This window comes from Serratia sp. BNK-23, from assembly GCF_047456145.1.
GTDB classification, from domain to species: domain Bacteria; phylum Pseudomonadota; class Gammaproteobacteria; order Enterobacterales; family Enterobacteriaceae; genus Serratia; species Serratia nematodiphila.
On record NZ_CP179900.1, the window covers coordinates 3,940,866 to 3,954,549 of the forward strand.

Sequence of the window (13,684 nt, forward strand, 5' to 3'; positions counted from 1 at the left end):
AGATCCTTTAGTCTTGCAGGCGGGCGATCTCTTCGCCGAACTCGCGCACGTCCTCGAAGCTGCGGTATACCGACGCAAAGCGAATGTAGGCCACCTTATCCAGCTTTTTCAACGCGTCCATCACCAGGTTGCCCACCAGTTTGGTCGGCACTTCGCGTTCGCCGGTGGCGCGCAGTTGGGATTTGATATGGTTAAGGGCGTTTTCCACGTCGTCCGAGCTTACCGGGCGCTTTTCCAGCGCTTTCAGCATGCCGCGGCGCAATTTGTCTTCGTTGAACGGCTCGCGCACCTCATCGCTTTTAATCACTCGCGGCATCACCAACTCGGCCACCTCGAAGGTGGTGAAGCGTTCATTGCACACCAGACACTGGCGGCGGCGGCGCACTTGCGAACCGTCCCCCACCAGGCGGGAATCAATGACTTTGGTATCAACGGCGGCGCAGAAAGGGCAATGCATAACACGTCCTGATAAACGTTTTTATAGATAAATGCAGTTTACCCCGAAGTGCAGCCACAACAAAGGGCGGCGGCCATTTGTTGCGACACGCAGCCGGGAAGCGGCGCCGATATGACTTTCCCCTCCGGGCGGACTAAGCTGATAATAGGAGATTCAGCATAGGAAATCGCCGTCATGACAACCTGTTACCCCAAAATCGCCCTGCTCGCCGCCGCCGTGTTGCTGGCAGGCTGCGCGCACAACGCCGCCGTCCCTCAACTGCGCCATCAGGTCGCCGCGCTGAACCAGAAAGTGAGCGTGCTGACCGATCAAACCACCGCGCTGGAGCGGCAGAATATACTCAATCAGCACTCCGACAACGGCGTCTACCTGCTGCCGGCGGCCCGCAGCGCCGCCCGTTTGCAGAGCGGCATCGGCGAGCTGAGCGTTTCGCTGAGCCACATCAAGAGCGAAGCCAACGGCACGCAGGCGCAGCTGCATGTGCGCACCCTCTCACAGGCCACGCTGCCGCCGTTCAACGCGGTGGTGGAATGGGGCCAACTGGACGACGCCACCGGGCGGCCGTTGACCGCCGAGGCGCTGTCGCAACCGATCGCCAGCACCGACTCGCTGCTGCCGAAACCCGGCCAGGACTTTGAGCTGCGCTTCAGCGGCCTGACGCCGGAACAGCTGGGCTATATCCGTCTGCACAGTCTGGTTTCGACCGCCCAACCGGCGGTGGTGCAGCAACACTGAAAACTCGAGGCAAAAAAAAGGAGCGCCGGCGGCGCTCCTTCTCATTTCGCTGAATACTGCGGCGGTTAAGGCAGAATCGAAGGCTGATCCGCGCCCTCTTTTTCCACTTTTTGCTGCAGCATGTGCTCGCGTTTCATCCCCAGTTTCAACGCCAGCGCGGACGCGACGTAGATGGAGGAGACGGTACCGATCGACACGCCGATCAGCATCGCCAGCGAGAAGCCTTGCAGCATCGCGCCGCCGAAGATGTACAGCATCAGCACCACCATCAGGGTGGTCCCGGAGGTCATCAGCGTACGGCTCAGCGTCTGGGTCAACGACACGTTCATGATCTCGTAAGGCGTGCCGCGGCGGATCTTGCGGAAGTTCTCACGAATACGGTCGGAAACCACGATGCTGTCGTTCAGCGAGTAACCGATAACCGACATCAGGGAAGCGACGATGGTCAGGTCAATCTCGATGTGGAACAGCGACAGCACGCCCAGCGTGATGATCACGTCGTGCGCCAGCGCGATAACCGCCCCCAGCGCCAGGCGCCATTCGAAGCGGAAACCAACGTAGATCAGGATACAGATCAACGCCACCAGCAGCGCCATGCCGCCGGTTTGCGCCAGTTCGCTGCCCACGCTCGGGCCGACGAACTCGATACGCTTCACGGTGGCGTTTTTATCCACCGAGTCGTTGATCACGCCGATCACCTTGTTGCCCAGTTCCTGGCCTGCGGTGCCGGTCGCCGGTGGCATGCGCACCATCACGTCGCGGCTGCTGCCGAAGTTCTGGATGATCGGATCCTGGAACCCGGCCTTCTCCAGCGTATCGCGCATCAGGTCGAGGTTAGCCGGCTTCTCCAGGTTGATTTCAATCACCGTACCGCCGGTGAAATCCAGACCCCAGTTAAAGCCGCGCACCGACATGGTGACGATCGACGCGACCAACAGCAGCAACGAGATGCCGAAGGCCAAATAGTCCCAGCGCATAAAGTCGTAGACTTTACGGCCGTAGTTGAGTTGCTCAACAGTATAATCCTGTGCCACAACGCACTCCTCAGATAGACAGCTTGTTAATGCGTTTGCCGCCGTAAAGCAGGTTGACGATGGCACGGGTACCGACAATCGCGGTGAACATGGACGTCGCCACACCGATAGCGGTGGTGATCGCAAAGCCTTTGATCGAACCGGTGCCCACTGCGTACAGGATGACCGCGGTGATCAGGGTGGTGATGTTGGCGTCGACGATACTGGAGAACGCGCCTTTATAGCCCTCATGGATCGCCTGCTGAACGGACCGGCCGTTCTTCAGCTCCTCCTTGATACGTTCGTTAATCAGTACGTTGGCGTCGACCGCCACCGCCAGCGTCAACACGATCCCGGCAATGCCCGGCATGGTCAGCGTCGCCCCCGGCAACAGGGACATCACGCCGACGATCAGCACCAGGTTGGCGACCAGCGCCGTGGTGGCGATCACGCCGAACTTACGGTACCAGACCACCATGAAGACGATGGACGCCACCAGGCCCCACAGACAGGCTTCCAGACCTTGGGTGATGTTCTGCTGACCCAGGGTTGGACCGATGGTGCGCTCTTCGACGATCTGAATCGGCGCGATCAGCGCACCCGCACGCAGCAGCAGCGAAAGCTGACGCGCTTCGTTCGGGTTGCCGATGCCGGTGATGCGGAAGCTGTTGCCCAGACGCGACTGAATGTTCGCCACGTTGATCACTTCTTCCTGTTTCACCAGCACCGCACGGCCGTTGGCGTCTTTCTTGCCGCTGTCCTTATACTCCACGAACAGGGTCGCCATCGGCTTGCCGATGTTGTCCTTGGTGAAGTTGGACATCGACGTGCCGCCGGCGCTGTCCAGCGAGATGTTAACCTGCGGCTGGTTGTATTCGTCGGTGCTCGAAGTGGAGTCGGTGATGTGGTCACCGGTCAGGATCACGCGCTTGTACAGCACGATCGGCTGGCCGTCACGGGTGTATTTCACCTCGGAGTCGCCCGGCACGCGGCCGTTGGCCGCCGCAGTGGCATCCGCATTGGTGTTCACCAGACGGAACTCCAGGGTCGCGGTGGCGCCCAGAATTTCTTTGGCGCGCGCGGTGTCCTGAATGCCCGGCAGCTCAACCACGATGCGGTCGGCGCCCTGGCGCTGCACCAGCGGTTCGGCGACGCCGAGCTGGTTGACGCGGTTACGCAGGATAGTGATGTTCTGCTGTACGGCGTATTCGCGCGCTTCGCTCAGACGGGCGTCCGTCAGGTTGGCTTTCATGGTGTTGGCGCCGTTGGCGGACAGCACCAGATCGCGCTGACGCGGGCCGATGTAGCTGATGGCCTGGTCACGGGCCGCATCGTCGCGGAAGCGAACTTCCACGCCGTTGTTGTCCAGCTTGCGGATAGACGCGTAAGGAATGCCCTTCTCACGCAACTCGCTGCGCAGGGTATCCATGGTCTGTTCCTGCAGCTTGCTCAACGCGGTGTCCATGTCCACTTCCATCAGGAAGTGCACGCCGCCGCGCAGGTCCAGGCCGAGTTTCATCGGCTCTGCGCCCAGCATGGCCAGCCAGGTCGGCGTGGCCGGCGCCAGGTTCAGCGCCACGACGAATTTGTCACCCAGCTCGGTCACCAGCGCTTCGCGGGCGCGCAGCTGAACGTCAGGATCTTTAAAGCGAGCCAGGATGGCGCCATTTTCCAGCGCAATCGACTTGCTCGCGATGTTGTCTTTTTCTAATACGGTACGGACCTGGTCCAGCGTAGTTTCACTGGCGGCGACGCCGCGCGCGCCAGTGATTTGTACGGCCGGATCCTCACCGTAGATGTTGGGAAGCGCATAAAGCAGACCGACGAGGATCACGACGATCAACATCAGATACTTCCACAAAGGATAACGGTTTAGCACGGCAATTCCCTTCGGGAAAAAAGATTACAGGGCCTTCATGGTACCTTTCGGCAGAACGGCCGCCACGAAGTCACGCTTGATCATCACTTCCGTGGTGTCGTTCAGCGCGATGGCGATGATGCCGGTGTCGGCCACTTTGGTCACGCGACCGATCAGGCCGCCGGTGGTCAGCACTTCGTCGCCTTTACCGATGGAGTCCATCAGCTTCTTGTGATCTTTCGCGCGTTTCTGCTGTGGGCGCAGGATCATGAAGTAGAAGATCAGGCCGAACACCACCAGCATAATGATCAGAGAGTACGGGCTTCCCTGAGCCGGAGCCCCTGCGGATGCGACGGCGTCAGAAATGAAAAAGCTCATTGAAATTCCCTCATTAAGTTATCAATTATTAGATCAAGCGTTTAAAGGCGGAATCGGCTTGCCGATCCGACCATAGAAATCCGCAACAAACTGCTCTAATTTACCCTCTTCAATAGCCTGGCGTAAACCCGCCATCAGGCGCTGGTAGTGACGCAGGTTATGAATCGTGTTCAGTCGAGCACCCAATATTTCGTTGCAACGGTCGAGATGGTGCAAGTAGGCGCGGCTGTAATGGCGACAAGTGTAGCAATCACAGTCCTTATCCAGCGGAGAAGTATCATCCTTGTGCTTGGCATTACGGATTTTTACCACACCGTCAGTCACGAACAAATGGCCGTTGCGGGCGTTGCGGGTCGGCATGACGCAATCGAACATGTCGATGCCACGGCGCACGCCTTCCACCAAATCTTCCGGCTTGCCGACGCCCATCAAATAGCGTGGCTTATCTTCCGGAATTTGCGGGCAAACGTGTTCAAGAATGCGATGCATATCCTCTTTCGGCTCGCCTACAGCCAAGCCGCCCACAGCGTACCCGTCAAAGCCGATATCCACCAGCCCTTTGACGGAAACATCACGTAAATCTTCGTAAACGCCGCCCTGAATGATGCCAAACAGCGCATTTTTATTTTCCAGCTCGTCGAAACGCTGGCGGCTGCGCTGCGCCCAACGCAGCGACATTTCCATCGAGCGCTTGGCGTAGTCCCAGTCCGCCGGGTACGGCGTGCATTCATCGAAGATCATCACGATGTCGGAACCCAGGTCATACTGGATCTCCATCGATTTTTCCGGGCTCAGGAACACCTTGTCGCCGTTGATCGGGTTGCGGAAGTACACGCCTTCCTCTTTGATCTTGCGCATCGCCCCCAGGCTGAACACCTGGAAACCGCCGGAGTCGGTGAGGATCGGGCCCGGCCACTGCATGAAATCGTGCAGATCGCCGTGCAGCTTCATGATCTCCTGGCCAGGGCGCAGCCACAGGTGGAAGGTGTTGCCCAGCAGGATCTGCGCGCCGGTTTCTTTCACTTCTTCCGGCGTCATGCCCTTGACCGTGCCGTAGGTACCGACCGGCATAAAGGCCGGAGTTTCCACTACGCCGCGGTCGAAAATCAGGCGGCCGCGGCGTGCGCGGCCATCGGTAGTTTGTAGTTCGTACTTCACAAAGCCTCCAGCATCAGAGAAACAGTCTGATGTCGTTGAAACGGGGCCGCGCCGTGCGCGCAGCCCGGGAAATTAACCGCCGACGGACTCGTTTTCCGCCTGCGGATTACGGCTGATGAACATCGCATCGCCGTAGCTGAAAAAGCGATACTGCTCGGCCACCGCCTGCTGATAGGCGTTCATGGTATTTTTATAGCCGGCGAAGGCCGACACCAGCATGATCAGGGTGGACTCCGGCAGGTGGAAGTTGGTCACCAGCGCGTCGATCACCTGGTAGTGATAGCCCGGATAGATAAAGATGCTGGTGTCGCCGAAGAACGGCGCAATCAGCGCCTCTTTGCTGGCCGCCGCGGCGCTTTCCAGCGAACGCACCGAGGTGGTACCCACAGCCACCACGCGCTTGCCGCGCGCTTTGCAGGCCAGCACCGCATCCACGACCTCCTGCGGCACCTCGGCGTATTCGGCGTGCATCACGTGATCTTCGATGGTTTCCACGCGCACCGGCTGGAAGGTGCCGGCACCGACGTGCAGCGTCACGAACGCCATTTCCACGCCCTTGGCGCGCAGCGCCGCCAGCAGCGGTTCGTCGAAGTGCAGGCCGGCGGTCGGCGCGGCGACCGCGCCCGGCTTCTCGCTATAAACCGTCTGATACAGCTCGCGGTCGGCGTCTTCATCCGGGCGAGCGATATACGGCGGCAGCGGCATATGGCCGGCGGCGTTGAGGATAGTGAACACGTCGCGCTCGTCGTTGAAGCGCAGCTCGAACAGCGTCTCGTGGCGCGCCACCATGGTGGCGGCGATGCTCTCGTCATCCCCCAGCAGCAGCTCGGCGCCCGGCTTGGGCGCTTTCGACGCGCGCACGTGCGCCAGCACGCGATGGTCGTCCAGCACGCGCTCCACCAGCACTTCAATCTTGCCGCCGCTGACCTTGCGGCCGAACATGCGCGCCGGGATCACGCGGGTATTGTTGAACACCAGCAGATCGCCGGCCTCCAGCTTGTCCAGCAGATCGGTGAATACGCCATGCGTCAGCGCCCCGCTCGGCCCGTCCAGCTGCAGCAGGCGGCATGCGCTGCGCTCGGCCTGGGGATAATGGGCAATCAGGGATTCGGGAAGTTCAAACGAAAAATCAGCGACGCGCATGGGTATTCACTTCTTCAATTTAGGACTGGTTGGTAAAAAACAGGCGGCCTAGTCTAAAGCCGGGGGCGGTCAGCGGCAAGAAATAAGGAGGATTTGCCTGACTTCAGGTATAGTTGAGGGATGAATTTTCTCGCTCATCTTCACCTGGCCATGCTGGCGGACAGCTCGCTGCTGGGCAACCTGCTGGCCGACTTCGTGCGCGGCAATCCCGCCGCCGACTACCAGCCCGATGTGGTGGCCGGCATCATGATGCACCGCCGCGTCGACGTGTTGACCGACAGCCTGCCGCAGGTGAAAGCCTGCCGCGACTATTTCAGCGCCCCCTACCGCCGCGTGGCGCCAATTACCCTCGACGTGGTGTGGGACCATTTTCTGGCGCGCCACTGGCAGCAGCTGGAGCCCTCGCGCGATCTGCACCAGTTCACCCAGGAAGCCCGCAGCCAGATCGAACCTTACCTGCCGCTCACGCCGCCGCGTTTTCAGAACCTGAACGGCTATCTGTGGCCGGAGCGCTGGCTGGAACGCTACGCCGAATTGCCGTTCATCGCCCGGGTGCTGCAGGGCATGGCCAGCCGCCGCCCGCGTCTTGAGGCGCTGGCCGGCTCGTTCGCCGACGTCGAACAACATTATCATCAGCTTGAAACACAATTCTGGCAGTTTTATCCGCAAATGATGCGGCAGGCGAAGGAAAAAACGCTCTGAGGTCAAGCCCAAGCGTTTGAAATTGCAGCGCCTTGCAAGAATTTACGTTTTGCCGCTTGCCCTTTTGTGGGAAAAGGTTATTTTTAAAGCTCGATAAATTATATCAACGACTTTGATAGGTGAAAGCTATCTCATCGATTGGTCTTTTACCCTTTATTCACCAAGTCACGGCCCCTATACTGGCCCTTGTTTTTTACATCCACCCTTTAACACCTATTACAGGAGTAATTATGGTCCTGGTAACTCGTCAAGCCCCTGACTTCACTGCAGCTGCCGTACTGGGTAGCGGCGAAATCGTTGAAAACTTCAACCTGAAGAAGCACCTGAACGGCAAACCAGCCGTGCTGTTCTTCTGGCCAATGGACTTCACCTTCGTATGCCCTTCCGAGCTGATCGCTTTCGATCACCGCTATGAAGAGTTCCAGAAGCGTGGCGTTGAAGTGGTTGGCGTTTCCTTCGACTCAGAATTCGTTCACAACGCATGGCGTAAAACCCCTGTCGACAAAGGCGGCATCGGTGAAGTGAAATACGCAATGGTTGCTGACGTTAAGCGTGAAATCCAGAAAGCTTACGGCATCGAACACCCGGAAGCCGGCGTTGCGCTGCGCGGCTCCTTCCTGATCGACAAAGACGGCATCGTGCGTGCTCAGGTGGTTAACGACCTGCCAATCGGCCGTAACATCGACGAAATGATCCGTACCGTTGACGCGCTGCAATTCCACGAAGAGCACGGTGAAGTGTGCCCGGCTCAGTGGGAAAAAGGCAAAGCAGGTATGGGCGCTTCCCCAGACGGCGTAGCAAAATACCTGTCTGAAAACGCTGCCAAGCTGTAATTTCAGCCTGATAGTGAATCAACCGGCCCACGGGCCGGTTTTTTTGTGCCCCTTTTTAGGGCAATATGCCCGCCTTCAGTGCTTTATTTCCCTGTTTCCGCTCACATTTCCCACCCTGTTCACCGCGCGTACGCCCATCTGCGGCTACTATCAATAACGCTGGCTCGCGCTTTGCAAGCGAACACAACACAATAAAAAACTGACAGGGTAGGAATAACTATGTTTTTACAGAAATGGAGCAAACCCCTGACCATGGCGGCGCTGCTGGTCAGCGGCAGCCTGTATGCGGCATCCAACCCGGCGGTGGAAGCCCAAAACGGCATGGTGGTCACCTCGCAGCATCTGGCCTCGCAGGTCGGCGTGGATATCCTGAAAATGGGCGGCAACGCCATCGACGCCGCCGTGGCGGTCGGCTATGCGCAGGCGGTGGTTAACCCCTGCTGCGGCAACATCGGCGGCGGCGGCTTTATGACCGTCCACCTGGCGGACGGCACCGACACCTTCATCAACTTCCGCGAAACCGCGCCGGCGGCGGCCAGCGCCAACATGTATCTGGATGCCGACGGCAAGGTGAAGAAAGATGCCAGCCTGTACGGCTATCTGGCGGCGGGCGTGCCGGGCACCGTGCTGGGAATGGAAACCGCGCGCGAGAAGTACGGCAAACTGAGCCGCGAACAGGTGCTGGCGCCGGCGATCAAGCTGGCGCGCGAAGGCTTTGTGCTGACCCGCGCCGATACCGATATTCTCGACACCACCGTTGCACGTTTCAAACAGGATCCCGAGTCGGCCAAAATCTTCCTGCGCCCGGACGGCAGCCCGCTGCAGCCGGGGGACAAACTGGTGCAAACCGATCTGGCCAATACGCTGGAAGCCATCGCCAAAGGGGGAACCGACGCCTTCTACAAAGGCAAGATCCCGCAGGCGGTAGAGGCGGCGGCCAAACAGGGCGGCGGCATTTTGACGGCGGCCGACTTCGCCAACTATAAAGTCACCGAAACCCCACCGATCACCTGCAGCTATCGCGGCTACAAGTTCGTGTCGGCGCCGCCTCCCAGCTCCGGCGGCGTGACGCTGTGCGAAATCCTCAACGTGGTGGAAGGCTATGACCTGAAAAGCATGGGCTTCAACTCGGCGGCGGCCATTCATACCATGACCGAGGCGATGCGCCATGCCTACATGGACCGCAACACCTACCTCGGCGACCCGGAATTCATCAAGAACCCGCTCGACCGGCTGGTGAGCAAGAGCTACGCCGAGCAGATCCGCAAGAAAATCGTCGCGGACAAGGCCACGCCGTCGGAAAACGTGCAGCCCGGCATGGAACCGCATGAGAAGCCGGAAACCACCCACTATTCGATCGTCGATCACGACGGCAACGCGGTCTCCACCACCTATACCGTCAACGGCCGCTTCGGCGCCGTGGTGATCGCACCGGGCACCGGCTTCTTCCTCAACGACGAGATGGACGATTTTACGGTCAAAGTGGGCGAGAAAAACCTGTACGGGCTGGTGCAGGGCACCGCCAACAGCATTGCCCCCGGTAAGCGCCCACTATCGTCAATGAGCCCGACGCTGGTGACCAAGGACAACAAGATCTTTATGGTGCTGGGCTCGCCGGGCGGTTCGCGCATTATCACCATCACCCTGCAGACCGCGTTAAACGTGATCGACCACGGCATGGCGCCACAGGAAGCGGTGGACGCGCCGCGCATCCATCACCAATGGCTGCCGGATGAGGTGTACTACGAACAGCGCGGCGTTTCCGCCGATACGCTGAAGCTGCTGAGCGGCATGGGTTATAAGATGGTCGAGCAAACGCCGTGGGGCGCCGCCGAACTGATTCTGGTCGGTTTACCGGGCGCGGCGGGCGTCAGCCCGGCCAACTCCGGCAACGATTCGGCAGTTTCCGGTAAAGTGCGTGAAGGCTACCTGTACGGCGCCAACGACGTGCGCCGTCCGGCAGGCTCCGCGGTCGGTTACTGATGTAAATACCCACTCACCTTAATCGCGGGGGCGTTTCTGCCCCCGCACTCCCTTTAGCCCTCGCAGCGCCATACGGTGGCCGACTCTTCCGCCAACTGCAGGCGCAACCCGCCCGCCGTTTCGCTCAACTCTCCCCGCCCTTCCACACGCCGCCACGGGCCACGCGCCAACAGCGGGTTATGCGGCAGCTGCGCCTGGCCGCTGCCGTCGCGCTGCAGCGCCACCAACACCTGCTCCTGCTGATACAGACGCACGAACACCAGCGTTTCGCCGCTGGCGTACAGCACCTGACAGCCGCCGCGGCGCAAGGCCAGGCTCTGTTTACGCAGCGTCGCCATGCGCTGGAACAGCGCCAGCAGCGGCCGGTCCCAGTCGCCGACGTCCCACGGGAACGGCTTGCGGCAGAACGGATCGTTGCCGCCGTCCAACCCAATCTCATCGCCATAATAGAGGCAAGGCACACCGATCCAGCTCAGCAGCCACACCGCCGCCATCTGCATGCGCGCCGCGTTCCCCTGCAACAGCGTGAGGAAACGCGCGGTATCGTGGCTGTCCAGCTGATTGAACTGGATCAGCTGGCGGCTGTGCGGCAGCCCGGCGCGGTAGCCGTCCATCCACTGCGCGCACCCGGCGGCGTCCAGCCGCACCGGGTGGTAGGCCACGTCCAGCCCCGCTAAAAACGCCCGCACCGGCAGCGCGAATCCCATGTAGTTCATCGCCGCATCCTCCACGCCGGCGTGCAGCCAGCGGCGCGCGTCGCCGAAGTGCTCGCCCAAGACATAGGCCTGCGGATTCTCCTGCTTCACCGCCTGATAGATGCCCGCCAGGTGGCGCAGATTGCCGGTGGCGCCGCCGTTCTCCCCCAGCATATGCACCACGTCCAGCCGCCAGCCGTCGATGCTGTACGGCGGGCGCAGCCAGTGACGCACCACGCTGCCTTCGCCCTGATAAATCGCTTCCGCCACCTGCGGCTCGGCGAAGTTGAGCTTCGGCAGGCTGGCGTTGCCCTTCCAGTCGAGCGCGCGGCCGTCCGGGTAGAAGTTGAACCAGCCGCGATACGGCGAATCGGGGTGGTGACAGGCGCCGTTTTCGCCCTGACGATGGCGGTCAAACCACGGGTGCGAATCGCCGGTGTGGTTGAATACCCCGTCCAGCACCAGTTTCATGCCCACCTTGTGAGTGCTTACTCGCAAACGCTGCAGCGCCGCGTTGCCGCCGAAGTGCGGATCGACCTGGTAATAATCCTCGGTATCGTACTTATGCACGCTCGGCGCGGTAAAAATCGGGTTCAGGTACAACGCCGTCACGCCCAGTTGCTGCAGGTACGGCAGTTTGCCGCTGATGCCGTCCAGATCGCCGCCGTAAAAGGTCGAGGCGGCGTGGCGATCCTCCAACGGGTGCTGCCAGTCGCGCCGAATTACCTCGGCGCCGGCCGCATGATGGCGATAGCTGCCGCTCTGGATGCCGTGCTCGCCGCCGCTGCTGGCGAAGCGATCGGGGAAAATCTGGTAGAACAGCTGATCCGCCACCCACTCGGGGCCATTGTCAGGATCGTCGATGGCGAACTGCGCCAGCTGGCCCGGCGGCGTTGGCGACCACCCCTGCGGGCCGAACCACTGTTGGCGATCGGCCCACAGCAGCTTGAAGCAGTATCGCCGCGTCGGCTCGCCCTCATTCAGCGTCAGGCTGGCCTGGTAGCGCCGCATCCCCTCGTGGCGCTGCGCTTTCATCACCAGCAGCCACTCTTCATTGTCCGGTTCGGCGCGCAAAAACACCCGTTCCGGCAGTTCATCCCCTTGTAACCACAGCGTGATATCCAAACGTTGCCCTTGCTTCACAACAAAAGGCGGGACCGGTTGATGCCAGGCGTTAAGCATACTGTTCTCCTGCTGTACCAAACGAAATCGACGGCGTTCTTCAAGAAACGAACAATGCCACGTTAAGTGCAACTCCCCCTCCTCTCTGGCCGCAAAACCCGGGGATGAGCCGGGGGGCGGAGACCGAAAAATAACGCTAACTTGATGTAAAAAAAGGTAAACAGGTACAAATCCTGCACGTTACCCCTTAGGCTAACGCGTTTTAAGTTTACAGGATATTTTTTGCGCATTTTTTAAGGAGCGGTAATGCAACAACAGATAACGCGCTGGCTGGAACAGTTTGGTTTGGAATTCGGCGGAGTGATGTCGCTGTTGATGGTATTGGGGTTGATTGTTCTGATCTCGGTAGCGATCCACCTGGTGCTGCACCGGGTGGTGTTGGCTGCTCTTCAGCGCCGTGGCCAGCAGTCGCAGCGCGTCTGGCAACAGGCCATCACCCAATACAAACTGTTCCAGCGCGTGGCGCTGCTGCTGCAAGGGGTGATCATCAGCATCCAGGCGACGCTGTGGCTGCAGAGCGGCAGCCAGACCCAGGCGGTGATCGTCACCGCCGCGCAGGTATGGATCCTCGCCTTTACCCTGCTGTCGCTGTTCTCGCTGCTGGATACGCTGCTGGCGCTGCTGCGCCAAAGCCCGATTTCCAATCAGCTGCCGCTGCGCGGCATTTTCCAGGGCCTGAAACTGGTGGCGGCGATCCTGATCGGCATCATGATCGTCTCATTGCTGATGGGCAAATCGCCGCTGCTGCTGCTCAGCGGCCTGGGCGCCATGACCGCGGTCTTGATGTTGGTGTTCAAGGATCCGATCCTCGGGCTGGTGGCCGGCATTCAGCTCTCCGCCAACGATATGCTCAAGATCGGCGACTGGCTGGAAATGCCGAAATACGGCGCCGACGGCGCGGTCACCGACATCGGCCTGACCACGGTCAAAGTGCGCAACTGGGACAACACCGTCACCACCATCCCCACCTACGCGCTGATCTCCGACTCATTCAAGAACTGGCGTTCGATGTCGGAATCCGGCGGGCGCCGCATCAAGCGCAGCTTGAATATCGACACCAGCAGCGTGCACTTCCTGTCGGAAGAGGAACAGCGCCGCCTGCAGCGCAACCCGCTGCTGCACAGCTATCTGAATAACAAAACCCAGGAGCTGAGCCAGCACAACCAGGAGATCGCCGTCGATCTGGCCTCGCCGCTCAACGGCCGCCGTCTCACCAACCTCGGCACGCTGCGCGCCTATCTGGAAGCCTACCTGCGCGCTCATCCGCGTATTCACCAGAACATGACGCTGATGGTGCGCCAGCTGGCGCCGACGCCGGAGGGCCTGCCGCTGGAAATCTACGCCTTCACCAACACCACGGTTTGGGCGGAGTATGAAAGCATTCAGGCGGATATTTTCGACCATATCCTGGCGGTGATCGACGAGTTCGGCCTGCGCGTGCATCAGACGCCGACCGGCAACGACCTGCGCGGCATGCTGCGACAAAGCGCGAACGCTTCCTGACGTCGGCTGACGTAACTGTGTCTGCTGGTAATTATTCGCTTTCA

12 protein-coding genes are annotated in these 13,684 nt (G+C 60.3%); 5 read left to right on the plus strand and 7 right to left on the minus strand.

What is annotated here, in order from left to right; translation table 11 throughout:
• Positions 1-7 precede the first annotated feature (7 nt).
• Positions 8-457 carry a transcriptional regulator NrdR gene (gene nrdR, locus ACMGF9_RS18755; RefSeq protein ID WP_004940387.1) on the minus strand — a complete coding sequence of 150 codons (450 nt, stop codon included), beginning with the start codon at positions 455-457 and terminating at the stop codon, positions 8-10.
• Between the two features lie 174 nt (positions 458-631).
• Here nrdR and ACMGF9_RS18760 point away from each other — a divergent pair, with 174 nt between their 5' ends.
• Positions 632-1,192 (plus strand): DUF3251 domain-containing protein, encoded by a 561-nt coding sequence (locus ACMGF9_RS18760; protein WP_414160363.1) that lies wholly within the window; start codon positions 632-634, stop codon positions 1,190-1,192.
• Positions 1,193-1,257: 65 nt separating this feature from the next.
• On the opposite strand, the gene secF is transcribed toward ACMGF9_RS18760, so the two are convergent.
• The 5 genes from secF to queA form a co-directional block, all read right to left on the minus strand.
• A complete protein-coding gene (secF, locus tag ACMGF9_RS18765) occupies positions 1,258-2,226 on the minus strand; it encodes a protein translocase subunit SecF (protein WP_004940389.1) in 969 nt (322 codons plus the stop codon).
• A gap of 10 nt (positions 2,227-2,236) precedes the next feature.
• Positions 2,237-4,084: a protein translocase subunit SecD gene (gene secD / locus ACMGF9_RS18770; protein ID WP_004940390.1), complete on the minus strand. Its 1,848-nt coding sequence runs from the start codon at positions 4,082-4,084 to the stop codon at positions 2,237-2,239.
• Between the two features lie 24 nt (positions 4,085-4,108).
• A complete protein-coding gene (gene yajC, locus ACMGF9_RS18775) occupies positions 4,109-4,441 on the minus strand; it encodes a preprotein translocase subunit YajC (RefSeq protein ID WP_004940391.1) in 333 nt (110 codons plus the stop codon).
• A gap of 33 nt (positions 4,442-4,474) precedes the next feature.
• Complete coding sequence (gene tgt / locus ACMGF9_RS18780; RefSeq protein WP_016928877.1) at positions 4,475-5,599, minus strand: tRNA guanosine(34) transglycosylase Tgt; 1,125 nt, start codon at positions 5,597-5,599, stop codon at positions 4,475-4,477.
• A 72-nt stretch (positions 5,600-5,671) separates the two neighbouring features.
• The gene (gene queA, locus ACMGF9_RS18785; RefSeq protein ID WP_004940394.1) at positions 5,672-6,742 is read right to left on the minus strand and encodes a tRNA preQ1(34) S-adenosylmethionine ribosyltransferase-isomerase QueA; all 1,071 of its coding nucleotides are present in this window, start codon (positions 6,740-6,742) and stop codon (positions 5,672-5,674) included.
• 120 nt (positions 6,743-6,862) lie between these two features.
• Between queA and ACMGF9_RS18790 the strand changes: the two genes are divergently transcribed.
• The 3 genes from ACMGF9_RS18790 to ggt all read left to right on the plus strand — a co-directional run bounded on the left by ACMGF9_RS18790 (position 6,863) and on the right by ggt (position 10,260).
• Entirely contained in the window at positions 6,863-7,444 is a 582-nt protein-coding gene (locus ACMGF9_RS18790; protein ID WP_015376830.1) for an ACP phosphodiesterase, read from the plus strand.
• Positions 7,445-7,674: 230 nt separating this feature from the next.
• Positions 7,675-8,277 (plus strand): peroxiredoxin C, encoded by a 603-nt coding sequence (locus ACMGF9_RS18795; protein WP_004940403.1) that lies wholly within the window; start codon positions 7,675-7,677, stop codon positions 8,275-8,277.
• A 219-nt stretch (positions 8,278-8,496) separates the two neighbouring features.
• On the plus strand, positions 8,497-10,260 hold the full coding sequence (ggt, locus tag ACMGF9_RS18800) for a gamma-glutamyltransferase (protein WP_414160364.1): 1,764 nt from the start codon (positions 8,497-8,499) through the stop codon (positions 10,258-10,260).
• Positions 10,261-10,313: 53 nt separating this feature from the next.
• On the opposite strand, the gene malZ is transcribed toward ggt, so the two are convergent.
• Positions 10,314-12,137, minus strand: coding sequence for a maltodextrin glucosidase (malZ, locus tag ACMGF9_RS18805; protein ID WP_414160365.1), 1,824 nt, complete (start codon positions 12,135-12,137; stop codon positions 10,314-10,316).
• A gap of 246 nt (positions 12,138-12,383) precedes the next feature.
• On the opposite strand from malZ, the gene ACMGF9_RS18810 reads away from it, so the two are divergent.
• On the plus strand, positions 12,384-13,640 hold the full coding sequence (locus ACMGF9_RS18810) for a mechanosensitive ion channel family protein (protein ID WP_118892394.1): 1,257 nt from the start codon (positions 12,384-12,386) through the stop codon (positions 13,638-13,640).
• Positions 13,641-13,684 lie beyond the last annotated feature (44 nt).

Excerpts from the sequence above, each read along its gene's own strand:
- nrdR (WP_004940387.1), bottom strand. The coding sequence starts at position 457 with ATGCATTGCCCTTTCTGCGCCGCCGTTGATACCAAAGTCATTGATTCC.
- ACMGF9_RS18760 (WP_414160363.1), top strand. The coding sequence starts at position 632 with ATGACAACCTGTTACCCCAAAATCGCCCTGCTCGCCGCCGCCGTGTTG.
- yajC (WP_004940391.1), bottom strand. The coding sequence starts at position 4,441 with ATGAGCTTTTTCATTTCTGACGCCGTCGCATCCGCAGGGGCTCCGGCT.
- queA (WP_004940394.1), bottom strand. The coding sequence starts at position 6,742 with ATGCGCGTCGCTGATTTTTCGTTTGAACTTCCCGAATCCCTGATTGCC.
- ACMGF9_RS18790 (WP_015376830.1), top strand. The coding sequence starts at position 6,863 with ATGAATTTTCTCGCTCATCTTCACCTGGCCATGCTGGCGGACAGCTCG.
- ACMGF9_RS18795 (WP_004940403.1), top strand. The coding sequence starts at position 7,675 with ATGGTCCTGGTAACTCGTCAAGCCCCTGACTTCACTGCAGCTGCCGTA.
- ggt (WP_414160364.1), top strand. The coding sequence starts at position 8,497 with ATGTTTTTACAGAAATGGAGCAAACCCCTGACCATGGCGGCGCTGCTG.
- malZ (WP_414160365.1), bottom strand. The coding sequence starts at position 12,137 with ATGCTTAACGCCTGGCATCAACCGGTCCCGCCTTTTGTTGTGAAGCAA.
- ACMGF9_RS18810 (WP_118892394.1), top strand. The coding sequence starts at position 12,384 with ATGCAACAACAGATAACGCGCTGGCTGGAACAGTTTGGTTTGGAATTC.